Annotated in this window: 17 protein-coding genes; 4 read left to right on the forward strand and 13 right to left on the reverse strand. The window is 48.2% G+C overall.

Annotation, left to right across the window (positions count from 1 at the left end):
* Positions 1-149: 149 nt before the first annotated feature.
* Positions 150-551, forward strand: a complete 402-nt coding sequence (locus ACX1DY_RS12365; RefSeq protein ID WP_458964498.1) for a secondary thiamine-phosphate synthase enzyme YjbQ — start codon at positions 150-152, stop codon at positions 549-551.
* 461 nt (positions 552-1,012) lie between these two features.
* On the opposite strand, the gene ACX1DY_RS12370 is transcribed toward ACX1DY_RS12365, so the two are convergent.
* The 3 genes from ACX1DY_RS12370 to ACX1DY_RS12380 form a co-directional block, all read right to left on the reverse strand.
* The gene (locus ACX1DY_RS12370) at positions 1,013-1,594 is read right to left on the reverse strand and encodes a TetR/AcrR family transcriptional regulator (protein ID WP_458964499.1); all 582 of its coding nucleotides are present in this window, start codon (positions 1,592-1,594) and stop codon (positions 1,013-1,015) included.
* Positions 1,595-1,597: 3 nt separating this feature from the next.
* A complete protein-coding gene (locus tag ACX1DY_RS12375; protein WP_028530961.1) occupies positions 1,598-2,230 on the reverse strand; it encodes a YigZ family protein in 633 nt (210 codons plus the stop codon).
* A gap of 129 nt (positions 2,231-2,359) precedes the next feature.
* Positions 2,360-3,715: a glucose-6-phosphate isomerase gene (locus ACX1DY_RS12380; RefSeq protein ID WP_458964500.1), complete on the reverse strand. Its 1,356-nt coding sequence runs from the start codon at positions 3,713-3,715 to the stop codon at positions 2,360-2,362.
* Between the two features lie 294 nt (positions 3,716-4,009).
* Between ACX1DY_RS12380 and ACX1DY_RS12385 the strand changes: the two genes are divergently transcribed.
* On the forward strand, positions 4,010-4,912 hold the full coding sequence (locus ACX1DY_RS12385; RefSeq protein WP_458964501.1) for an NAD(P)-dependent oxidoreductase: 903 nt from the start codon (positions 4,010-4,012) through the stop codon (positions 4,910-4,912).
* Positions 4,913-5,117: 205 nt separating this feature from the next.
* Positions 5,118-5,603: a GNAT family N-acetyltransferase gene (locus ACX1DY_RS12390; RefSeq protein WP_458964502.1), complete on the forward strand. Its 486-nt coding sequence runs from the start codon at positions 5,118-5,120 to the stop codon at positions 5,601-5,603.
* A 204-nt stretch (positions 5,604-5,807) separates the two neighbouring features.
* On the opposite strand, the gene ACX1DY_RS12395 is transcribed toward ACX1DY_RS12390, so the two are convergent.
* The 9 genes from ACX1DY_RS12395 to tkt all read right to left on the reverse strand — a co-directional run bounded on the left by ACX1DY_RS12395 (position 5,808) and on the right by tkt (position 18,361).
* Positions 5,808-7,565, reverse strand: coding sequence for a DUF5605 domain-containing protein (locus ACX1DY_RS12395; protein ID WP_458964503.1), 1,758 nt, complete (start codon positions 7,563-7,565; stop codon positions 5,808-5,810).
* Between the two features lie 20 nt (positions 7,566-7,585).
* Complete coding sequence (locus tag ACX1DY_RS12400) at positions 7,586-8,416, reverse strand: carbohydrate ABC transporter permease (RefSeq protein ID WP_458964504.1); 831 nt, start codon at positions 8,414-8,416, stop codon at positions 7,586-7,588.
* A gap of 25 nt (positions 8,417-8,441) precedes the next feature.
* The gene (locus tag ACX1DY_RS12405) at positions 8,442-9,317 is read right to left on the reverse strand and encodes a carbohydrate ABC transporter permease (RefSeq protein WP_458964505.1); all 876 of its coding nucleotides are present in this window, start codon (positions 9,315-9,317) and stop codon (positions 8,442-8,444) included.
* Positions 9,318-9,393: 76 nt separating this feature from the next.
* Entirely contained in the window at positions 9,394-10,674 is a 1,281-nt protein-coding gene (locus ACX1DY_RS12410) for an ABC transporter substrate-binding protein (protein ID WP_458964506.1), read from the reverse strand.
* Between the two features lie 189 nt (positions 10,675-10,863).
* Positions 10,864-12,057, reverse strand: a complete 1,194-nt coding sequence (locus ACX1DY_RS12415; RefSeq protein ID WP_458964507.1) for a response regulator — start codon at positions 12,055-12,057, stop codon at positions 10,864-10,866.
* A gap of 1 nt (position 12,058) precedes the next feature.
* Positions 12,059-13,846, reverse strand: a complete 1,788-nt coding sequence (locus ACX1DY_RS12420; RefSeq protein WP_458964508.1) for a cache domain-containing sensor histidine kinase — start codon at positions 13,844-13,846, stop codon at positions 12,059-12,061.
* Positions 13,847-14,218: 372 nt separating this feature from the next.
* Positions 14,219-15,745: a M14 family zinc carboxypeptidase gene (locus ACX1DY_RS12425; RefSeq protein ID WP_458964509.1), complete on the reverse strand. Its 1,527-nt coding sequence runs from the start codon at positions 15,743-15,745 to the stop codon at positions 14,219-14,221.
* A 213-nt stretch (positions 15,746-15,958) separates the two neighbouring features.
* The gene (gene ppnP / locus ACX1DY_RS12430) at positions 15,959-16,276 is read right to left on the reverse strand and encodes a pyrimidine/purine nucleoside phosphorylase (protein WP_458964510.1); all 318 of its coding nucleotides are present in this window, start codon (positions 16,274-16,276) and stop codon (positions 15,959-15,961) included.
* 36 nt (positions 16,277-16,312) lie between these two features.
* Positions 16,313-18,361, reverse strand: coding sequence for a transketolase (tkt, locus tag ACX1DY_RS12435; protein ID WP_458964511.1), 2,049 nt, complete (start codon positions 18,359-18,361; stop codon positions 16,313-16,315).
* A gap of 333 nt (positions 18,362-18,694) precedes the next feature.
* On the opposite strand from tkt, the gene ACX1DY_RS12440 reads away from it, so the two are divergent.
* Entirely contained in the window at positions 18,695-19,294 is a 600-nt protein-coding gene (locus ACX1DY_RS12440; protein ID WP_458964512.1) for a hypothetical protein, read from the forward strand.
* A 35-nt stretch (positions 19,295-19,329) separates the two neighbouring features.
* Here ACX1DY_RS12440 and ACX1DY_RS12445 read toward each other — a convergent pair whose 3' ends face one another.
* A complete protein-coding gene (locus ACX1DY_RS12445; RefSeq protein ID WP_458964513.1) occupies positions 19,330-23,196 on the reverse strand; it encodes a glycoside hydrolase family 78 protein in 3,867 nt (1,288 codons plus the stop codon).
* Positions 23,197-23,201 lie beyond the last annotated feature (5 nt).

Consider the following 23,201-nt stretch of genomic DNA (forward strand, 5'->3'; position numbering starts at 1 on the left):
ACTCGCCTTTACAGCCATAATTATTCCTATTAATATACTTGGTTTAAAGTTATCACTACTTTACCAAAGCCGCTTACTTCCGTCAATTACTTTCGTTCGATTTGGGATAAACTTATGGTATATTTACTGTACAGAGAGGGGAATACATTATGCTGCATACTATGGAGATTACCACCAGCAAGCGGGATGAACTGCGGGACATCACCCGCGAAGTCATTTCCTATGTAAAAAAGAGCGGGGTACAGAACGGCATCATCGTCGTCTATTGTCCGCATACTACTGCAGGAATAGCCATCAATGAAAATGCCGATCCCGACGTGAAGCATGATGTGCTGATGAGACTTGACGAGGTTTATCCGTGGGAGCATCCCAAATACCGCCATGCGGAAGGCAACACCGCTTCCCACCTGAAATCCATTACTGCGGGTCCTTCCCAAAGCATCATCATCCATGAAGGCGCACTGCTGCTGGGCCGCTGGCAAGGCATATACTTCTGTGAGTTCGACGGCCCCAGACATCGGCAGTGTTATCTGAAGATTATTCAGGGGTAAATACCGCTTGCTAGTTCTTACAGGAGCGGTATCCGATACACATATTGCAGTTCTGCTGGAACTATATAAGTTAAACAAAAGAAAATATAAAAAGGGGAGAAGTGACGGAGGGGAAGTTTGGATACTTACGGAGCGGTAGCGACCGCCTGAGAGCTTTCCGTAGGAAAGCTGGCATCGTAAGCATAAGCTGTCTGCGGATTTCCACCGCGAAGAGCGGTATGAATCAAGAAATCTGCAGGCGGGCAGCGGCCGGAAGTCCAAACATTCCCCGCAGTTACGACCAGACCCAATATGAAAATCTATAGTTCAACTTATTTAGCGAACCCCACAAACAAATTGCGGCCCCGCCAGTTCCAGCAGAGCCGCATTCTATATAATTTATAGTCTCTTTCACACTTTCACCATTCAAAGTTATACCAATGCAACGCGCTAAACCGAGAAAAGATAAAAAAACACAGTAATTATAAACTGCGGCTTAGTACTTTGACATGCATCAATGCAGCCTGCCTAACATCTTCGAACGAAACTTTGTCCTGGATATAATAAGAGATAAATCCGTGAGCCGACAAGAACAAGGTTAACGGTATGCTCTGCCAGTCCTCTGATACATAACCCTCTTCCTTCATGTGAGAACGCACAATACTTGCGAACAACTCAAAACATCGTCCCTGTTCTGCACGACAGTAAGCAAGCAGCTCTTCATCGCGGATCATGAACATGATTTCATACTGATAAGGATGATCCAGCCCAAAGCGGATAAACTCCATAATTAGCTGCTCTACCCGGGTCATTCCCTGTTCAGGGGGAGTATTCATAACTTGATTAAGCAGTGCGGCTACATGATTGAAATCCTCGACTACAATGGCGTAGAACAACTCCGCCTTTTCCTTGAAATGATAATAGAGCGAGCCATGGCTGTATCCCAAATGCTGACCGATGCTGCGCATCGAAATCGCCCGGTATCCTTTGGTTATAAACAGATGCCTGGCCGCTTCCAATATTCTTTCCCTCGACAACTCCTGCTCCACTGCTCTTCTTGCCATATCTTATTCCCCTTCGCTGTAGTAAAGCCGCCGCCCTTCTGTAACCAGCGCTTGCCCCTGGGTAAGATCCGTTATCCATGCCATAAATGTGTCGCCTTCCTCATTACGCGGGAGACACAGCAGCGTAACTTTATCTGTAAACAAAGTTTCACCGGTCTTTATGCCTCTTCCCCTTAGCTCGTTCTCAACCTTGCCCAGCCAGGTATAGTCAAGCTCTACAAATACCTCTCGCCTAAGCACACGGGTGATTACTTCTCCAGCTTCAAGTGCCAGCACAGCGCCATCCGTATACGCCCGGATCAGACCGCCTGCGCCCAGCATAATGCCACCAAAATAACGGGTGACGACAATTGCGACATTTTTAACGTTCTGGCTGCGGATTACCTCCAAGATCGGTTTACCGGCCGTTCCACTCGGTTCCCCGTCATCCGACTGTCTCTGGATCTCATCCCGCTCACCAATCATATAAGCAGAGCAGTTATGTGTGGCGTTCCAATGCTGCTTCTTGATGTCTTCGATAAATTGCACCGCTTCTTCTTCGTTCTCCACCGGCATGACATGCCCAATGAAGCGTGATTTACGGATTACGACTTCCCGGGAACCGGGAGAACGCACCGTCCGGTATTGTTCCAGCATCATTATTCCAGTCCTTATTTCCATATGGATAACTTGATATATATTAGGAGCAGCCCGCGGTATTGGATTACCTATGGACTGCTCCCTGGTGGTTACATTAGTATGATTGATCTGCGATGTTTGGCAATGCTACTCGTTAAGTCTGGCTTCCAGTTCTGCTTTTTCCTTTTCGTAGCCCGGTTTGCCAAGCAGTGCGAACATGTTTTTCTTGTATGCTTCTACGCCCGGTTGGTCGAACGGGTTAACGCCCATCAGGTATCCGCTGATACCGCAGGCTTTTTCAAAGAAATAAACCAGATAGCCGAAGGTATAAGGTGTTTGGTCCGGGATCGTGACGATCAGGTTCGGCACCTGTCCGTCTGTGTGCGCCAGCATAGTACCTTGGAAAGCCTTCTTGTTGACAAAATCCATTGTCTTGCCGGTCAGGAAGTTCAGACCGTCCAGATCGTCCGGATCATTCTCAATGGATACATGATGCTGTACTTGATCCACCTGGATAACCGTTTCGAAGATGTTGCGGTTGCCCTCCTGGATAAATTGTCCCATGGAGTGCAGGTCCGTGGAGAAATCAACAGAGGCAGGATAGATGCCTTTGAAATCCTTGCCTTCGCTTTCGCCGTACAATTGCTTCCACCATTCGGATACAAAGTGCAGGGAAGGCTCGTAGTTGACTAGAATTTCCGTTGTTTTGCCTTTGCGGTACAAAGCGTTACGAACAGCAGCATATTGATAGCTTTGGTTCGTAGCCACATCAGGATTGTTGAACTCGTCGGCTGCGGCTGCGGCCCCTTGCATCATTTCTTCAATGTTGATTCCCGCTACGGCGATTGGCAGAAGTCCTACCGGAGTCAGCACAGAATAACGTCCGCCTACATCGTCAGGGATAATGAACGACTCATAGCCTTCTTCATTTGCCAGCTTCTTGAGAGCGCCCTTCTCCTTGTCCGTAGTAGCGTAAATACGTTTACGTGCTTCTTCCTTGCCATATTTCTTCTCCAGCGCTGCGCGGAAGATGCGGAAGGCAATAGCAGGCTCGGTGGTTGTTCCCGATTTGGAGATAACATTCACGGAGAAATCCTTGCCTTCTACCAGATCGAGCAAATGCGTGATGTACGTCGAGCTGATATTGTTGCCGGCAAAATAAATTTCCGGTGTCTTGCGTTGGTCCTTGGTAAGGTTATTGTAGAAGGAATGCGAGAGCGCCTCAATTGCTGCGCGTGCTCCCAGATAAGAACCTCCGATACCGATAACGATAAGCACATCGGAATCGTTCTGGATCTTCTTGGCGGCCTGCTGAATGCGGGCGAACTCTTCCTTGTCATACGCGGTTGGCAGATCAATCCAGCCGAGGTAATCGGAGCCTGCGCCACTCTTGTTGTGGAGCTGCTCATGAGCCAGCTTAACCGGAGCAGCCAAGTAATCAATCTCATGCTGGCTGAAGAAGGAAAGGGCTTTGGTGTAGTCAAAATTAATCTTTTTGGACATCGGTAATGGTAACCTCCTGTATATCTCTTTAGATTTGACACCGTTTGTTACAACTTTATAATAGGATACTTTAATTTTCCTTGACTGGCAAGGTCTTAGCGCACATCCCGGGCTTTAGGACCATGTTTTCGGAAGTTTCTTGGAAGCGTTTGCTGTGAGAACAAAAGCCCGGTTCTGTGGAACATGCCCGGGTGCCGTGATAGAATGTAGAAAAGCATCCCTGAAGAAGCTGGACTAAGACAATCTCCAGTTCAAATTCTATTAGGTATCTCAAAGAGCGAAGGTGGAAATGGAATGAAACAGATCGGCTTTATCGGACTCGGAACAATGGGAGCGCCTATGGCTTCCAACCTGCTGCGCAGCGGATTTCAGGTTACGGTGTTCAATCGCACAGCGTCAAAAAGCGAGCCGCTGGCAGCGGAAGGCGCCAAAGTCGCCGCAACTCCACAAAGTGCTGCTGAAGGCAAGGATGTTATTATTACCATGATTAGCAATGATGATTCAATCCGTGAGGTATTCTACGGCGATAACGGTATCCTGAACGCCATGAAGCCGGGAGCAGTCATTATTGATTCCAGCACCATTTCTCCCGGCTTGGTACGGGAGATTGCTGCGGCCGTAGAGGAACGCGGCGGTAAATTCCTGGACGCTCCTGTAACCGGCAGCAAACCGGCGGCCATTGAGGGTACGCTGGTATTCATGGTCGGCGGCAATGCTTCAGTCATTGAGGAACACCGTGATATCTTCGACGCTATGGGCAGATTGTTGCTGCATATGGGCGAAAACGGCAGCGGAGCCGTTGCCAAGCTGGCTCATAACGCCATGGTCGGCATTCATAACGTCGCTCTGGCCGAAGGCTTCTCTATTGCTGTGAAATCCGGTGTCCCGGCAGACAAGTTCCTGGAGCTGGTACAGAACGGCTCTGCAGGAAGCAAGCAGGCCGAGCTTAAAGGCCGCAAGATCATCGACAATGATTTCAGCAACCAGTTCTCCCTGGCGCTGATGCTGAAGGATCTGAAGCTGGCTTCCTCGCTCAGCGATTCTACAGGCGTTCCTTCACCAATGCTTGGCCTGGCCAAAAGCATGTTCCAAACCGGCTTTAACCATGGCTACGGCGATGAAGACCTGTCAGCAGTGGTCAAAACCTATGAAGAATGGATTGGGCAGAAGATCGGGAAGAACACAAGCAAGGAATAGATGCTGCTCAGTCATAACTTGGGGTCTGTGCCCTCTTTATATTTTCTTTAGTTCAACTGATATAGGCGCAGCCGAAGCTTCCGGCTGCGTCTTTTATTGTGAATTCAGGGCATTGGCCCATGCAGGAGTTCGCCGTTCTTCTCCGAACAACTAATAGCGTGCTCAATTACATAAAACACCACAGAATACCAAGGAGGAAATACGTATGCTATCCATTCAGCTAGCCAGTCCTCAAGACGCTTCCCGTCTGGCCGAAGTACAAAAAAGAACTTTTGATCACGACGCCCAGCAGTATCAGAACAAACCGGAAGAGGGTCCTCCGGGATACGGATCAATTTCCTGGCAGAGCGATATGATGAAGTCCGGGCATTATTACAAGCTGCTTGAAGATGATGTTATTATCGGCGGAATGATTATTTTCCCTTCTGAGAACAAGGAAGAATGCCATCTGGGCCGTATCTTTATCGACCCCAAGCATCAGAACCGCGGCTACGGGCAGGAGGCCTTCCGTTTCCTGTTCAGCACCTTCTCCAGCGCGCAGAAATGGACGCTCGATACACCGTCATGGGCGGTGAGAAACCACCATTTTTATAAAAAGCATGGTTTTGTCCAAATTGCCGAGGTCCTCGATACCAACAGCGGCGAAACACTCTTTCAATATGAACGAATAACTGAAGAAGAGCGTCCTTAAGACACCAAGCCCACTCTGTCGAGCCACTCTCTTGCCATCACGCCCAGCAGACTTTCCTGCTCCAAGTGAAGATAATCTAATCGTAGCCACGTAAAATGACATAAATCTCTCCCTTTACAGTTAAAACCAGCAGCATTATTTAGCATAATACTGCTGGTTTTAACTCATTATTATACACAGGGCTCACGTAGCTATATGTAGCACTTATTGAGCTAAACGCCGGGTGAGCCGCACTGCCATGAATGGCCGCGCAGGCAGCTCAATTCGGAAGCTGCCCTCTTTCAGCTCCTGCTCTTTGCTGATGGTCATATTCCAGGTATCAATAATGTCTGCTTCATAATATAAGCCCGGTTTGAAATTGAAGTTCCGGAAGCTTGGCTGATTGAACCCGAAATAATAAATATAATAGTCCTGATCAATTCCGGCACAAGGCAAATCCCAGTCCGAAGGAAGCGGCTCCCAGTACCCGTTCGGAGATTCTTCAATGATCCTGCGCAGAAAAGAAATTCTCGCCGGACTCGTGCCCGTCAAGTCTCCGCCTTTTGACCACCATAACAGCTCTTCGCTATTCATATAGGTCTCTCCATGGCCGACATAGCCGCCCCGGATAAAGCCTTCCCAGAACCGGCGGGTCATCTCTTCTCCAGAGATATTTCCCCAGCCCTGATCTATATCGCCTTCATAGGCACATTCGTCAATCACGACCGGCTTGTTCCAGCGCTGCCGCCATTCTACGGTTGCTTCCGAGGTTTTGTAGACATCAATGCGCTGAAGGCTGCAGTGGCTAATCCACGGTTTGTCATGATCATAGAAGGCTAGACAGTTATGGTTGGACAATAAATGCGGGTATGAATCATTAGCCTGGATAAGCGTTCCATAATATTCCCAGTCTTCATCTGACTTGGCCCACATTAAGTCATATTCGTTGGCAAGTGACCACCACACATTCCGGAAAGCGCCTAACCGGGCAAGAATATAACGGATGTAACGTTCGTCCGCAGCGCGGTCCATCTCCGAGAAGCCCCACATATCATACGGATGCATGAGAATTAAATCGGCTTCGATTCCCAGCCTGCCGAGCTCGGAAATACGCCGTTCCAGATGTTCGAAAAAGTCAGGGTTAAACACCCCGGTCTTCCAGCCGCTCTCCAGAGAACCGGCAAACGGATACCGCTTAGGCTCATTCCGGTTGTATAAATAAGATTTAGGGAATACACACATGCGGATTTTGTTAAAAGGCGAGCCCTGAAGCGTCTGCAGCGTTGCTTCTTCTACACTCTCCTCCTGGTGCGTCCAGGCATAGCAGGTGGTTCCCACCGGAAGATACGGGGTTCCGTCGGCGTACGAGAAATGAAAGGTGTTGCTGACCCGAACAGGTCCATGGACTCCAGCCAAAGGAGCCGTACAGATGAAATCCCCCTCAAGCCCGGACAGCCCGGTAACGGAGCTGAACGTGCGGTAATGCCATTCCCCTTCGCTGTCAGGCATGAACCGGATTTTATAATACCCGTTGCCTTCGTAAAAGCCGTTCACGGTAAAGTTTCTGTCCTCTCCAACTCTGCTAAAAGTAGCCCCAAGCTCTACCTCGGTATACGGATTTCCCGCAGACGGGCCTTCAAACTGCAGTTCAAAGACCTCCCACTGCGGGGCGATATTCGGTGAGATCAGCACCCGCCCTTCAGCATCTGCATCCGTATACCGCTGCGGCTTCTCATCCGCAGGCACACCGGCTGCAGGCTCCGCAGTCTCAGGAAGTCCGGTCAGCTCGTCCATTAACCCGGAACGCTGTTCCGGAGTAAACCCGAGCTTCACTCTGGAATCAAGAAATTCACTAAGCTTCATCGTCTTATAGATAAACAGCAGATGCTTCTCCTCATCGAGGAACGGGAATGCATTGACCAAGCAGAATCGCGCGGCTTGATCTCTTAGAATGGCGCCAATCTTCGTTTGTTCTGTAATCACTAAATATACCCCCTCTATAGTTATCCTTTGACCGCTCCGGCCATACCGGCAACGAAATACTTTTGGAAAAACAGGTAAACGGCAAGAATCGGAATGATCGACAATAATACGCCCGCACTCAATAGAGTGTAATTGTTGGAATGCTGCCCCTGGAAGGTTAATAGTCCCGCCGTTACCGGCTGCATGGAGTCTTTGGTGATGAAAATTTGCGCCAGCAGAAATTCGTTCCAGGTGGCCAGGAAATCCAGAATGATCAGCGTCGCAATCGCCGGCATCGCAATCGGAACAATAATCCGGAAAAATTTGCCCAGCTCGCCGCAGCCATCGATGAACGCCGATTCATCCAGCTCCTTGGGAATCGAGCGGAGGAAGCCGCGCAGCACCATAATTCCAAACGGTACGCCGAAGCCGATATAAATGATGAATACACCCGGGTACGTATTTTCAAGACCGAAGAAGTTTATCATCATATTCAGCGGTACGAGCGTAGCCTGGAAAGGCACCATCATCCCTATAAGAAATAATCCGAATAACAGATTCGCCCATTTAAAATTCATCCGTGTAAGTGCATACGCAGCTAAAGCTTCAAGCAGGATGCCGATCGGCACCTTCACGACCGAGATAAACATACTGTTGCGGATATAGACGCTCATCTTCTCCCAGGCTTGCGAGAAATTGCTCCACTGCAGCTTTTCTGGAAAAGCATACACCGGATACTTCGATAAATCCGCATTGGATTTCAAAGCAGTCATCGCGATAAAGAGAACAGGAATCAGAAACAGGACAGCCAAGCACACCAGAAAGATATAATTTATTATTTTTGAAGTAGCAGTATAATTCGTTTCCTCCATTGGTATATAACTCCTTTATCCATCATCACAAATGAGATTTTTTGTTGGTGTAGTACACATACGGAATAATTACAATCATTGTAATGAAGACAAGCACCCAAGAGATCGCCGATCCTACACCGATATTGTTTAGCTTGAAGGTCTGATAATACATCCAGGAAGAGAGTACCTGGGTGCTTTGGGCCGGGCCTCCGGCTGTCATGCCATAAATAATATCGTATACCTTCATTGCATTGACGAGCGTTGTGGCAAACACGATAATGAACGATTCGCTGAGCAGCGGTACCGTAATATATCTGAAGGACTGCCGCGGTTTAGCGCCGTCGATAATTGCCGCCTCGTAACAGTCGCGCGGGATGGTTTGCAGTCCTGCCAGGAACAAGACCATGGGTAAACCGACTCCCTGCCATACACCGGCTATAAAAACTGCCGCCAGTGCGGTCTTGGGATCAGCCAGCCAGGCATGTGCCCAGGACCCAAGGCCGATCTGCTCCAGCATTACATTAAAGAAGCCTTTGCTCGGATGGTATAGCCAGGTCCACATCAAAGCAACGATAATCCCTGACAGCACATACGGAAAGTAAAAGACACTCCGGAAAATGGAACGGCCCTTCAGCTTGCGGTTCAGCAGCAGCGCAAACATCAGCCCCAGACCGATAATGACTGTCAGCGAACCAATCATCCACATAATGTTGTTACGCAGAGCAACTCTAAACACTGTATCTTCACTGAGCAGGTATTTATAATTCTGCAATCCGACAAACTTCTTGGACGCGGCGATACCGTTCCAGCTATAAAAGCTTAGCCTGAGTGTGTATAGGGATGGAGCTACAATGACCACCAGATATGCCAGCAGTGCCGGCATTACGAATGCCCAAGGCTTCCACTGTTTGATCTTCATAAGATGCCTCCTTGATTTAAAAAAGGAGAAGAGCGCCATTCCGGCCGCTCTTCTTCCCTTGACTGACGCCTGGCTGTTACTGGCCGCTCTTGTAGGCTTCAACTGCTTTTTGAATCTCTTGAGCTGCTTCTGCCGGTGTCCATTCGCCAAGCACTACAGCATCCTGGGCTTCAAAGAGCTTCTGCACTACAGCTTGCGGCAAAGCCTGGTCAGCGATCAGGAAATTCCCTTCCCCGATCAATTTCGCCAACTCTGCGGTATGCGGGGACTGGGCTGAACCTTCAAACTCTTTCAGGGCAGGCGATCCATACTGATCAATATACTGCTTCACCGTATCCGGTCCGGTCATATATTCGGCCAATTTCACAGCAGCCTCCTGCTCCTTGGAATCGCTGCTGCCGTTGATTTGAAACATTTCGACAAAACTGGACATCCGCGAAGTCGGCTGATCGTTAGGGAATTTGAAGATCCCGAAGTCGGCCGGGCTGCTTCCCGCCTGGCTAATATTCAAGTCCACCCATGAACCTGTGAGTGTGTATCCCCGTTCTGCCTGATAGAAGGGTGCTTCTGCTTCAGCCGGATCAATTGTAATAAAGCCCTTCTCGAAATAGCCCTTATCCGCCCAATCCTTCAGCTTGGCGAAGGTTTTCTCGACGGCAGGGTCTGCCCAGGAAGCTTCCAGGGTATTCAATTTGTCATGAAGCTCCGCTCCTGCATACGTCTCAAGCAATTGCTCGGTTAGGCGCATCACCATCCAGCCGCCTTTACCACCGACAGCAAATGGGGTCACTCCGCTTTTCTTGATCTGCTCCAGCTGCTGCTCAAACTCTGCAAACGAGGTTGGCGGCGCTATGTTCAAGCTCTTATAAAGTGATTTGGGATAGAACATGCCGAGTGAGGCCAGATGGAAAGGTACGCCTGATACTTTATTATTGTATTTCACCAGCTCCAGCGCCGCCGGATTATAGATATCACTCCAGTTATGGCTTTCCGAGGTCTGGGTCAAATCCATCGACAAATTATTCTCGGGATAGAAGGAACCCAGCGATCCGCCCCAGGTAAACCACATGGTCGGCAATGTCTTGGAGGACGCGGCTACCTTAAGTGACTCCTTCAAAGGATCGGTTCCGTAGAAGGTGGTTTCGACATGTATTCCCGGATTCGCCTGCTGGAAGGATTCAATAATTGGTGATAAATAAGCTTCCTGATCATTCAGAACCCAAAGGGAGATCGTCGTTTCACCTTCATCCCCAGCATTCGCAGCCGAATTTCCCGTGTTCTTCGAGCCGCAGGCCGTAAGCAGAAGAACTGCAGCCAGCATAACCGTGAGCATAACTGATAAGTGTTTTCTTCTCATTTGTTCATTACCCCCTGAATATTTTCAGCAACTGATCCTCATTTGCCTGTTCTCAGTCTACCGCGCCTCGCGAACCCGGAATACGGGCCTGCGTTGACATTTAATGCGCTTTCATGCCTTGATTCAGCGCTCTGCCGAAGAGGGGCTACAAATCCTTCATTCTTGTGTCATTTCCTATGTTTTTATGCTCTATCGGTTGCGGTACTCCAGCGGAGTCATGCCCACCCGCTCTTTAAAGAGCTTGCCGAAATAATGCGGGTTGGTATAACTAAGCTGCTCCGCAATCTCATAGATTTTTTTATTGGTTTCCCGTAGCAGCTTTTGCGCGTACATGATTTTATTGCGGATCACGTATTCACTGAAGCTCTCCCCGACCTCTTTTAGGAAAATCCGGCTTAAGTAACTGGTGCTGATGGGAATGGATTCAGCTACCTTGGGCAGCGAAATGTCTTCCAGAAGATAACGGTCGACGAATTGTTTGGCCATCCGCACATACAGACTGTCACTCTGCTGATGGGCAGGAAATTTAAGTTCAGCCTCGAAATAGGCATGAGGAATCTCTGATGGCCCGCTATATATCTGGCTGCTGGAGTAGATGAGAAACACATTTAACAGCTCGAAGATTTTATTCCGCATTTTATCGAGATAATACTCCTTGTCTGTTGGGACCTTGCGCTCATCCTTAGCCTGGGCCGGAGCCAGCCAGATAATCTCCCTGTGGTTGCGGTGGAAGACGTGTCCTCCCCAATCTTTAGCCACATACTCATCAATCAGATAACGGATTGACATGAACTTCATGTTGTCCTCTTCTGTAGTAGCTCCGATCTGATCCGCCGCATCATCCCGCAGCCGGAAGGCTGCAAGCCACAGCCCCTGCTTAAACGGCTCGCCCAGCAGCTTCTCATATACCGGTTCATGAGGAAATGTATAAATATCAAGCAGAGACACAAGCTGTTCATTCCGTTCTTTCTCAGTCAACAGCGTCTGCGGCCTTACTGCGCTCTGCTCCAGCAAAGCTATGGTTTTGCGGAGGGTTGCCGTGACTTCCGCTTCATCCATCGTAGGCTTATGCAGATAATCTATAGCGCCTAACCGGATCGCTTCTTTTACATAAGGAAAATCATCGTAGCTGCTCAAGAAAATCACCGCAGTCCTGTAGTCCCCGTTCGTGCGGAGCTGCTGAACCAATTCCAGCCCGTTCATCCCTGGCATCCGGATATCCGTCATAATAATATGAATGTCACCGCTCTCCAGAATCTCCAGCGCTTCTTCCCCGTTCGAGGCTTCCGCCTTCCAGTTCACACCGCAGGCTTCCCAGTCCAACATATAACGCAGCCCCATCCGGACGATGGATTCGTCTTCAACGACAAGCAGATTCCACATGTTATTCCCCGCTCCTTTGAGTCAAATTATCGTAGGGTAAAGTGATTGTCACTGCCGTTCCTTGCTGCAGGCGGTTAAGCTGCAGACCATAGTCCGCGCCAAACCGCAAACGGACTCTGTCATTCACATTATTAAGTCCAATACTGGAGGTTCCATCCTGTTTACGGTCATTGAGCAGCCGGATAATCTGATCTTCCGGGATCCCGGTTCCGTCATCGCAGACTTCAATCTGCAGCGTGCTGCCGGACCCGTCAAGCGAGGCCCGAATCTGTATCTGCAATATGCGGTTTAGGCCTTTGGAGGCATGGAAGATGGCATTCTCCAGGACAGGCTGCAGCAGCATTGGCGGAATTCCCGCACCCCGCAGTTCTTCAGGAATCTCCCATTCGACGGCAAATGTATTGGTATAGCGCAGATCCATCAGCTCCGCATAGGTTTGCAGCAGCGCGATTTCTTCAGACAGCGGCATCAGCTCATCCTCGATTTTCATATAAGACTGGAGCAGTCTGTTCAGTGAATGGATCAGCCGGCCAATCTGATGTGATTGCTGCAGAATGGCCAGCATGCGGATTGAATTTAAGGTGTTGTACAGGAAATGGGGCTGAATCCTTAGCGTAAGCGCATACAACTCTGCTTTGCGCTTCTGCCGCTCCTTCTCCGCAATGGACTTGACTAGGCTGTCCAACCGCTTCACCATTCTGGAATAACTCAGATGCAGCTGGCCGATCTCATCTTGACGCAGCGGAGGCTCAACGCCTTCGAATTTCCCTTGCTCCACACTCCGCATAGAGCGGATAAGCTGCAGAATAGGGCCGGAAAGACTGCGGGCCATCAGCCAGGCTACGGCCGCCGCAGCGAAGACCAGAATGACCGCGATGATGAAGGTATACTGCCGGATCGATCTGCTGTCACGCAGCAGCTCATTTTGGTTTTTGCCCAGATAAATCGTCCAGCCGAGATACTTGCTCTGCTTCATAACGCCCCGGTAAACTACCTTGCCATCCGTTCCAGTCCCTTCGGTCATCCATATGCTCTGTGGTTTCTTTTGGGTAAGCTGCCCTAATAACGGTTCCGCGATTTGCGAATCCGAAGTGTACACCAGATGATTATCCGCATCGACCACGGTCACTACACTGTTATGCAGCTGGGAGGAGCGGATGATTTTCTCAATGAAATCAGGAGAGATATGCAGTGCAATCAGGGCCAGCGGCCGCATGTTGTCGTCCAGAAGCAATCTCGCGCCAGTCACCGCCTGAAAGGATTTCCCATCAAACTGCTTAATCTCATGAACCCCCGACACCACAAAACCTCCCTTCTGCTCCAGAGCAGCCTTATACCACGACTCCCCCGAAGCATCATAAGCTCTGTTGACCGTCGAGGAAGCACTGGTCCGGTAAGCACTGATCGCTCCATTCATGCCGTACAGCACCATCCCTTTGATGGATGTATTAATGGACGGATAAGCGCTCATCAGGCGAACCAGCTGTTTCTGGGAGTTCAGCTCCGCCGATCCCCACTCATCCTCCGGAACATACGGCTGGCTGAGCAGCTTGAAAGCCTCCGGCATATAGTACGGAAGAATACTGAACCGGTCGAAGTCACTGATTTGCTTCTCAATCGCGGAATTCAGTTGTCCGGCAATCACCTGCAGGTCCTGCTCGGTCTGGGCTTGCAGCGTCCGGGAGGATTTCTTGTAAGCAATCGTACCTAGAAGCAGCACAGGCAAACTACCGATGAGTAAAAAGGTTATAAAAAGCTTACGGTTGTACGATAATTTACGCCACTTCATGAAGTTCCCCCTAAAAAAATTCACTTAACAAATAAAAATTTAGTTGAATAATTTCCATAAATTAAGATTACGAGGCCATGTTAACACCGTAAATTGGCAAAGTCAATGCGCTAGATGAATTTATCCCAAGAGAAAATCTGCCAGATAAACTAAACTTTATCCAGTTGTTCAGATAAAACAAATTCATCTTCGGACGATTTAAATCAAAAGAAACTTTTCCCCAACTTTATACAAACAACAAAAAAGCCCCGCCATTAGGCGGGACTCCCTAAGCTATCGAATTACAAAACCGGTGTAGAGCAGCAAGAATCAGTTAATTAAAGTACTTCCAGCACCTTCTTAGAGTGATGTATAAGGCGATTCTAGTGCTGGTTACGGAGTATTCGTAGTATTTGCAGGTTCTGGCTGTGTCTCTCCGGTTATCTCAACATCTGTTGGCGTACTTGGCACTGTTTCCTCTACCGGCCACTTGAGTTCTGTCTTTCGTCCGTCGATCCACCAATTGCCGTTTGCAGTGGAGGCCAGCAGCCAGGTTCCCCATCTTCCCGATACCTGGACGGTTTGCGGAGCAAGAACGGTCACTTTAGGAGCGAAAGCATCCGGATATTTATAGGCGGGTGTGCTCACCGTCAATTCAGTAGTCGCCGTGATATCCTCGACGATTACCAGCTTTCCCGGTGATGGATGAATCCATCCTAATCCTTTATCTGCTTGAACCTGATACCAGTCACCCTTCTGTGCAATAACTTGAAGCTTCTGCGGCTGTAGATTCGTACCTCCGGCTGTGGCCCCTACTTGCGTATAGAGCTCCGTTCCAGCCAGCAGGCTCATGGATTGTTGAAGATACTGAAGCTTCTGCTTCTTCAGCCACAAGGAATAGGATTGTTTTGCGGAATAAAGCCCTACCTCCTTGTTCTCAGACCAGATCCGGTTGAACTGTCTTAACGGAACACTGCTCTCTCCGGCATAGTTTGCGATTTCAATCGTAAATCCGGGGCGGCCATACTCTTGAATGAACCAATCCTTATATCCGCCTCCCGAAGGGTTTTTCTCCGGATTCACAAGAGAGTAGCCTGTCAGGTAGCCAAGTGCCCGGGCCATGGATTTATCGCGGGACAGATTGCTGCTCAAGGTATTAAAGTGCCAAAAAATAATTTCGCCGGAGCTATGGTAGGAAATTGTAACCTCTGGATCAATCTTATGCGTAAAATCCATCATCATCTGCACTTCAGCAGCTTGCCCCGGCTTCTTGCCCTTATAATTCTGATACCAAGGATATGTAGTGGCATTCTTAATCGTATTCCATTTCGCCGGATATTGGCGGTTAAGGTCAATTCCCTGCATATTTGCTTTCCAGCGGGTAAAATTTGTGCTGTTTCCATTATATTGACGCAGCGTTTTGGCTAGATTCGCCGGCAATCCTGCCGTGCCTTGCTGGGACAAGGTTACACCGTCCGGATTTACCATCGGAACAATCCAAATGCTGACTTCATCCAGTAAACTGCGTACGTTATAGTCGGCGATTTTCCCATTGTTGTAATAGGTCTGGGCATAAGTATCAATCATTTTCATCAGTAGTGAACTAGTCATCCACTCTCTGGCATGATGAGAACCGTTCAGAAACAGCACAGATTCTCCTCTGCCTAGCTTCACCGCCCACAGCTGCCGTCCATATGCGGTCTGTCCCAAAGATTCATAAGTTATAAGGTCGGGGTATTCCTGCGCTAATCTCTCAATATCCCTCTGCATTACCTTGTAGGAATATACCTGATTGGGGTTCACAATGTTTGCCGATGCCTGTACAGATCCCGGAGTTACAAATAACGATCCTAGCAACATAAAGCTTAAAAAGATTAGATAGTACTTATGTATTTCCTTGCTAAACGGTGACTTTTTCATCTTCCATCTCCCATTCTATCTCCCTTGAGGCGGTTCTAGCCTCTCTAGTAGCTAGTGGAAGTATATGAAAATGTACCTATATCGTCAATGATATTAATTAGCAGATTCATTTTTTTATAGTATCGTTAGGTATTACGACTTAATAATGGAAGTTTAAGTAAATATAAAAAAATATCCCAACAGCCGAAGCTGCCGGGACATCCTTTGTTTGAATTACAAAACCGGGTAAGAACAGCAATAATCAGTTAAAGCGAATACTTCCAGCGCAAACTTGGAGTTGCCGGGAACGTGGAATGTTTCGGTTCCTTTAATTTCTTTCCACACGTCTGTTCCGGGAAGCAGCACCTTAAGATCACCCGAAAGAATTTCCATAGTCTCGGGGCCTTCTGTGCCGAATTCATACACTCCAGGCAGCATAATGCCAAGCGTCACCTTGGTACCGTCCTGCAAAATAACCGTACGGCTGGTAACTTTTCCATCGTAGTAAATATTAGCTGCTTTTTGAATTGTTGCGTTGGTGAACTGACTCATGTGCTTATTTCTCCCCCTTGTCTTTAATTCTGTCTATTATAGCAGGGCTTTCACACGGCTGACTACATTTTCTACAGTGAAGCCATATTCTCTGATTACAGTATCGCCAGGTGCGGAAGCGCCGAACGTGGTGATGCCGAGGATGTCGCCTTGGTCGCCTGTGTAACGTTCCCAACCGAAGGTTTGCGCCATTTCGATAGCCAGACGCGCTTTGACTTCAGGCAGGATGACGGAATCACGGTAAGCTTTATCCTGTTTCTCGAACAGATCCCAGCTTGGCAAGCTGATAACACGGACATCAATACCTTCTTCGGCAAGCGCGGCTTGAGCTTTCACAGCCAGTTGGACCTCGGAGCCTGTAGCGATGATTTGCGCTTGAGGTTTACCATTTTTGGAGTCGGAAACTACGTATCCGCCGCGTTTAATGTTCTCACGCACACCGTCAACGGTTCCTGCAAGGATCGGCAGGTTTTGACGGGTCAGCACCAGCGCTACCGGATTTGCTGTGTTTTCCATCGCGTAAGCCCAGGCTGCAGAGGTTTCGTTGCCGTCAGCCGGACGGATGACAGTAAGACCTGGAATAATGCGCAGGGAAGCCAGCTGCTCAATCGGCTCATGGGTAGGACCATCTTCACCGACAGCAATACTGTCATGTGTAAGCACATAGGTTACCGGCAGCTTCATGATAGAAGCCAGACGAACCGCTGGACGCAGGTAGTCCGTGAATACGAAGAAGGTACCGCCGAATACTTTGAGACCACTGTGGAGGGCAATCCCGTTCATAGCCGCAGCCATACCAAACTCGCGTACGCCAAAATAAATGTTGCGGCCGTCATAAGAATCCGGTGTGAACTGGGCCAAGCCATTCAGATGCGTCATTGTGGAGCTTTCCAGGTCGGCGGAGCCGCCCACCAATTGTGGAACACCGGCAGTGAGGCCGTTCAGGGCATTACCGGAGGCAACACGTGTGGACAGCGCTTTGTCTTCAACTTTATAGAATGGAAGATTAGCATCCCAGCCTGCAGGAAGCCCGCCGTTCAATGCTGTTTCGAGCTGTGCCGCAAGCTCTGGGTAAGCCTTTTTGTAAGCAGCAAATTTTTCATCCCAGGCTTTGTTCGCTGCAATGCCTTTTTCCTTCACTTCAGCAAAAAGAGCACGGACTTCGTCAGGCACGTAGAAGTTTTCCTCGTATACCCATTTGTAGAAATTCTTCGTCAGCTTGGCTTCCTCAGCTCCCAGCGGGGAACCGTGAGTACCGCCATGACCGCCTTTACCCTGTTTGTTCGGGCTGCCGTAGCCGATAACTGTCTTCACTTCGATCAGTGTCGGTTTGCTGCTCTCAGCTTGTGCTTCAGCAATAGCTTTGCCCAGTGCAGGAAGATCGTTGCCGTCTTCTACACGCAGAACCTGCCAGCCGTAAGCTTCAAAACGTTTGGCTACATTCTCGGAGAACGCCAGATTCAGCTTGCCGTCCAACGAAATATCATTCGAATCGTACATTACAATCAGTTTGCCAAGCTTTAAATGACCGGCAAGCGAAGCGGACTCGGAAGAGATACCTTCCATCAAATCGCCGTCGCCGCAGATTGCGTACGTATAGTGGTCAATTACATTATGTCCATCCTTATTGTAGGTAGCGCCAAGCTGAGCCTCAGCCATCGCCATCCCTACCGCCATACCAATCCCTTGTCCAAGCGGACCTGTAGTAGCATCAACACCTGCAGTGTGGCCGAACTCCGGATGCCCCGGTGTCAGACTTCCCCATTGGCGGAATTGCTTCAATTCTTCCATTGGCAGATCATAGCCGCTAAGGTGCAGCAAGCCGTACAGAAGCATCGAGCCATGTCCTGCGGACAGCACAAAACGGTCACGGTTGACCCAAGTAGGGTGATCCGGGTTATGAATCATCGTCTTAGCAAACAACTGGTAGCCCATCGGCGCTGAACCCATCGGCATTCCTGGATGTCCGGAATTTGCTTTTTCAATGGCATCAATTGCTAGTGTGCGGATCGTGGTAATGGCCAGATTGTCCACCGTAGAGTTTTCTTCCTTGTGGATCGCTTGATCTTTTGCCTGTTCAGTCATTAAAATAAGCCTCCTCTAAATCAAGAATGTCATTTTGACTATTATTGTATCACTAATGTGGAAGCATTATCAATTGTTTTTGTAAACCTGGCGTTCGAACAGCTTATATTTTGCGGATTGCAGGTAATCTATACATCTTTATTCCAGAAAAAATAACGGACCTGAGTCTTTTGCAGGCAGCGGAAAAAGCAGCCCTATCCCAGAAAAACAAGGCTGCCGCAGCACATATACCTGCATAGGTCCAGTCACCGACTTAGCCTTTGGTCCAGTTGCCGGATAAGACTAAAGTTTGTTTTGCAGCGCTGGAATATACAGTAAGATGGGGTTACTTCAGTGAAGAAAGGAATTTCACCGATGACTCCAAATAAAAATATCTACATCGTTCTTACCGGAACGGGAACTGCTTTTAGCGGACTCATAAAATGGTTCACCAAAGCCGAGCTCAATCACGCTTCAATTGCCTTTGACAGTGAACTGCGTGAAGTATACAGCTTCGGACGCAAAAAAGCTTACAATCCTTTCGTGGCGGGTCTAATCCGCGAGGACTTTGTTCATCCTTTTTACAGCAGTGCGGACTGCGCAATCTATCAGCTCAGAGTAAGCAAAGCGGAATACGAGAAGATGTACAATCATGTGAAGGGCATGATGCAACATCAAGACCGCTACAAATATCATCTTTTAGGCTTGATAGGCGTTCTGCTGAATGTAAAAATCGACCGGGAGGACGCTTATTTCTGCTCCCATTTTGTCGCCTCCGTGTTCGAAAAGTCCGCTGTTCATCCGGTAGCTAAGCCCTCTTGCTTCGTAACGCCGGAAGATTTCGCTTCCTCCCTGTACGCCCATAAAATCTTCAGCGGCAAGCTCTCCTACTACATGCGCAGAACCCACGGAATGACGGGATTGAACGAAGAAAGGACGGAAGAAGTTGTCTGAGAGACAGCCAGCCCCCTTCCTTTGCTGTGAATTCTTTATTTCACCCGGTGGCTCTGAAAATATTCCGTCCAATCCCCCAAGATAGTCACCGTCACCGCATCTGTTTTGACGTTATATTCATTCCTCGCGGTAAAAGTAAATGTAACAGGACCATCAGGCAGCTTTTCAAAAGCAGGATCATACAGCTCGCCGGTCCAAATCGTCTTCTTGCTGTCTGTTGGACTAAGGTTTGTAGTGTACCCTCCGGACATTGCGACTTCAATAGTATCCGGCAGACCTGTTGCATTCGCTTGAAGCACAAAACGTTCACCCGCCCAATATACGTTGTAGCCCCGCGGGCTTTCAGCATTCCCGCTTTTGTTCAAATTGTAGGCCTGACGGTTTCCGTTCCATTCTGCCGTATGCTGAACTCCCCCCTTCACCGAGAGCAGATTCACCATGAAGTATTTACGCGGTGACACACTGCTCCAATTGAAGCCGTCGTACACCTCTACTTCCACTGCATACTTTTGGTTCTCCACCAAGGCGTTAGCTGGAATCTGCCATTGCTTGGCGCTTGAAGTTTGCTCGCCCGACTGCACCGTGACCGCTCCAGTTGTCAGGTTGATGATCCGCACTTTATACCGCTGCTGTTGATCTCCGTCTTCGTCCTGGTAATCCCATTTAATTACCGGCGTAAGCGTACTAGCTATTGTTGGACTTGCCTGGCTGGTGCTGGTTGGATATGTGATATTCAACGTTGGAGTACGGTTCACTACCGTAATGGTTTGAGTGAGCTCCCGGTACAATCCCAATGAATCCGTGACCACCTGCCGTAAGGTGAAAGTTCCATTTGTAGTAAATTGCTTGGTAAATGCACTCTGCGTGCTGATGAGTCCCTCCATCCCATTTGAAGGCTTCAGGAAATATTGATGGGTGATGCTGTCTCCTTTCGGAACATCGGCATCCGATGCAGTGCTCTGGATCTGCAATACATCCGTCCGGTAGATCGGCACCATTGCTGCATTGCGGCCAGTATCGGTGATCAGAGTAAAGCCTGGTTTCGGCGGATTGTCGATGATGAAGGCTTTCTCGTTAGAGATGTCGGACCAGGAATTTTTGGAGAACACTCGCCCATTTAGGTAAAAGTACTTGAACCGTTCAAATGTTTTGTTCGGGATCTGATACTGTCTCAGTAAACCCGTTGGGTCCGCATTTTCGACACTGTAAACCAGAAGATCATCTTCTTTTGAGCAAAAATCCAAATGGTACTGTTCCTGCTGGTCATTTTCAGGGTCAGAATAAGCCCATTTCACCAAAGGATCTCCTTGAAGCTCTGCATCCAATACAGTCGGCGCGGTTAGTGTTCCTGCTGGAGAAGTTATGGTCATAGAAGGAGCAAGATTCTTGTCCACTTTCACTTGAAGCACAGCAATATTCGACTTGTCGCCGATTTGGTCAATGGCCCAATGCTCTAGCGTATACACTCCCGGCTCTAAGAAAGTAAGGGCTACGTTGGGAGTCCGGTAGGATCTAATGTCACCGTCCGCATTAGTTACCTTCCAATAGTAGGACAGAGAACTTTGATCAGATGTATCTTCATCCATATCATTGGAAGAGTACATTTGCGTATCAAATTGATGGACATTACTTCCCCCGTTTATAGCTGCCACAGGAGCATGATTTTTTACAACAAAAGTACGTGTAGCGTTTGAACTCAGTGATCCGTCTGAAGCAGTCAACCGCATTTCCCAGCCTTCTGAGATTGCCTGCTTCGGTGAAATGCCATTTCTATTGATCAGATCCCGTATAGTCATGGATTGATAGCGGTTGTTGCCTGACCAGTAATACGGGCTGTTGTTAATTCGTGCATTCCAGATATATGTGAGTGCATCACCATCTGCGTCCGGATCAGGTGTTTGGTTATCCAGGGCTATCACTGTGTCTCTATACACTTCATTTGGCATGTTAAATGCAGCGACAGGTGGATGGTTTACTACCTTTACGTTTTGGCTGTAGTTCTCGGACCATGATCCCCGATTGTCGCGGACCTGTAAGCTAATTTGATAATCCCCTATCCCATATCCTGCGATATTAGGCGGTGTATTCGCCGCGCCATAATGCGACCATACCGTGTTCCATCCATCCTTTACCACACTCCACTTGTATGTATCCAGTGGGTCATTGTCCGGATCGAAGGACTTGTCTATAATCGTCGTGGCCTTACGGTATGACACAATGCTAGGGTTAACGGTGAACATGGCCACTGGGGGTAAATTCCCTGCTGCAGTCCCAACTGTGCGTTGGCACCAGTCTGACCAGGCCCCAAGTCCATCATTTCCGTCTATATCCCGAACGCGTAAACGTATATCATAATTATCTGTTGCCGATACAACTCCAGGCTTCCCATCTACCCACATGGTTTCTGCCGATTTTTTATACTGCCATTGCCACTGACTAAGCCCTTTATCGTCACTGGAGACGTGATCCAAGTCGTAGGAGCTGTCAATGAGCTGCACGGTAGAGCCGGCCAGCTTCGCGGCAAAAAGTGCAATTGGTTTCCGATGTACTTGAAAACTCATGGTGGAAGCTGCATCCCTACTCCACATCTGATATTCCGAAAATGCGGCATCCGCTTTGGGATTGTCTTTGGCCTGATACGTTACTACATATTCGCCCGTATACGGAAATGAACTGTATAATTGAGTCCTCCATAATCCGGAATCATTAATCATTCCCATTGGGTTCTCAAAATAGTTTGGATCATGGTCATATCTTACGCGTTCAGCGTATTTAGGGTCACTTTCATAGTCTTTATAGGTTGTCCCGCTGTTCTCTACAGGCGTGTTTACCAGGACAAATGCATTTCGCTTCAGCCTAATCCTGACTTTTACGGTCATTGATGTAGAAGCAGACATATCAGATGGATCGGCAACCTTTACATTAATCGTGTAGTCTCCCGGAGGAATAGAATCCGCAATTACATCAATGGGTATCGAGAACGGTTGATAGCTTTTCGTTTGCTTGACCACCGTTTTTTTGTAGAACACGTTCGGTATTTCCGCACTCACAATCAGATCATCATTGTCCGGATCATGAACATACCCTTCGATATTCATCGTGTTCCGCCCTGGTTCATTCTGTAACACTTGATCGTTAGGTGAGTTCAAACTAATCGTCGGCGGTCCATTTTCTTCTAATGGAATGACAAAATTCATTGTATGGCCTATCATTGGATAATTAAATCCATATTGTGGACCCAATCTCCATGACGCTTGTTTACCTGCTGTCCAGGCAATCCTAACAAAAAGAGCCATAGGAATTCTGCCAGGAGTTACATTATTCCATACTGTACCCAGGCTTTGTCCTGTAGCGTATGGAATATCTGTAGCCAAATTAAAAGATGCACCAAAACTACCGCCAGATACAGATAGAGGCCCCTGAAACCAGTGATTATCCATTATAGTAGCAACCAAACCTGGATGACTCATTTGATATTGGCCACAACCATAAAAGTCCAAATTGTCAGGATACTTTAGTGGGTATTCATCATCTCCCAATATCCCTGTACATAATGTTGACTCCTCTACCCGTACATCATCTGAATCAATAGGCGCATCCAATGTTGTATTTGTTATAAGTTTTGCATCTTGATTAAAATCATAACTTATTTTCCTTGTTGTTTTATCATATTGTATATTTGAAAATGTTATAGTATTGATACTACCCGTTGTTGATCCATCTCCATATGGACTTACTCTTTGGGATGTTGTTGCAGGTATAGTTATATTTTTGTAATTGATAACATTCGGATTATCACTCGTTGCATATGCTGTTTCGGTAAAATCATTTAACTCAGAAAGAAGGCTGAACAGCATTATTAATGGCATCATAGTAAATAATATTCTTTTAAGTCGTACCATCTTGT

Source organism: Paenibacillus sp. BAC0078 (assembly GCF_054483875.1).

Excerpts from the sequence above, each read along its gene's own strand:
- ACX1DY_RS12380 (WP_458964500.1), bottom strand. The coding sequence starts at position 3,715 with ATGTCCAAAAAGATTAATTTTGACTACACCAAAGCCCTTTCCTTCTTC.
- ACX1DY_RS12385 (WP_458964501.1), top strand. The coding sequence starts at position 4,010 with ATGAAACAGATCGGCTTTATCGGACTCGGAACAATGGGAGCGCCTATG.
- tkt (WP_458964511.1), bottom strand. The coding sequence starts at position 18,361 with ATGACTGAACAGGCAAAAGATCAAGCGATCCACAAGGAAGAAAACTCT.
- ACX1DY_RS12415 (WP_458964507.1), bottom strand. The coding sequence starts at position 12,057 with ATGTGGAATCTGCTTGTCGTTGAAGACGAATCCATCGTCCGGATGGGG.
- ACX1DY_RS12420 (WP_458964508.1), bottom strand. The coding sequence starts at position 13,846 with ATGAAGTGGCGTAAATTATCGTACAACCGTAAGCTTTTTATAACCTTT.
- ACX1DY_RS12425 (WP_458964509.1), bottom strand. The coding sequence starts at position 15,745 with ATGAAAAAGTCACCGTTTAGCAAGGAAATACATAAGTACTATCTAATC.
- ACX1DY_RS12445 (WP_458964513.1), bottom strand. The coding sequence starts at position 23,196 with ATGGTACGACTTAAAAGAATATTATTTACTATGATGCCATTAATAATG.
- ACX1DY_RS12375 (WP_028530961.1), bottom strand. The coding sequence starts at position 2,230 with ATGCTGGAACAATACCGGACGGTGCGTTCTCCCGGTTCCCGGGAAGTC.
- ACX1DY_RS12405 (WP_458964505.1), bottom strand. The coding sequence starts at position 9,317 with ATGAAGATCAAACAGTGGAAGCCTTGGGCATTCGTAATGCCGGCACTG.
- ppnP (WP_458964510.1), bottom strand. The coding sequence starts at position 16,276 with ATGAGTCAGTTCACCAACGCAACAATTCAAAAAGCAGCTAATATTTAC.
- ACX1DY_RS12390 (WP_458964502.1), top strand. The coding sequence starts at position 5,118 with ATGCTATCCATTCAGCTAGCCAGTCCTCAAGACGCTTCCCGTCTGGCC.
- ACX1DY_RS12370 (WP_458964499.1), bottom strand. The coding sequence starts at position 1,594 with ATGGCAAGAAGAGCAGTGGAGCAGGAGTTGTCGAGGGAAAGAATATTG.
- ACX1DY_RS12400 (WP_458964504.1), bottom strand. The coding sequence starts at position 8,416 with ATGGAGGAAACGAATTATACTGCTACTTCAAAAATAATAAATTATATC.
- ACX1DY_RS12365 (WP_458964498.1), top strand. The coding sequence starts at position 150 with ATGCTGCATACTATGGAGATTACCACCAGCAAGCGGGATGAACTGCGG.
- ACX1DY_RS12410 (WP_458964506.1), bottom strand. The coding sequence starts at position 10,674 with ATGAGAAGAAAACACTTATCAGTTATGCTCACGGTTATGCTGGCTGCA.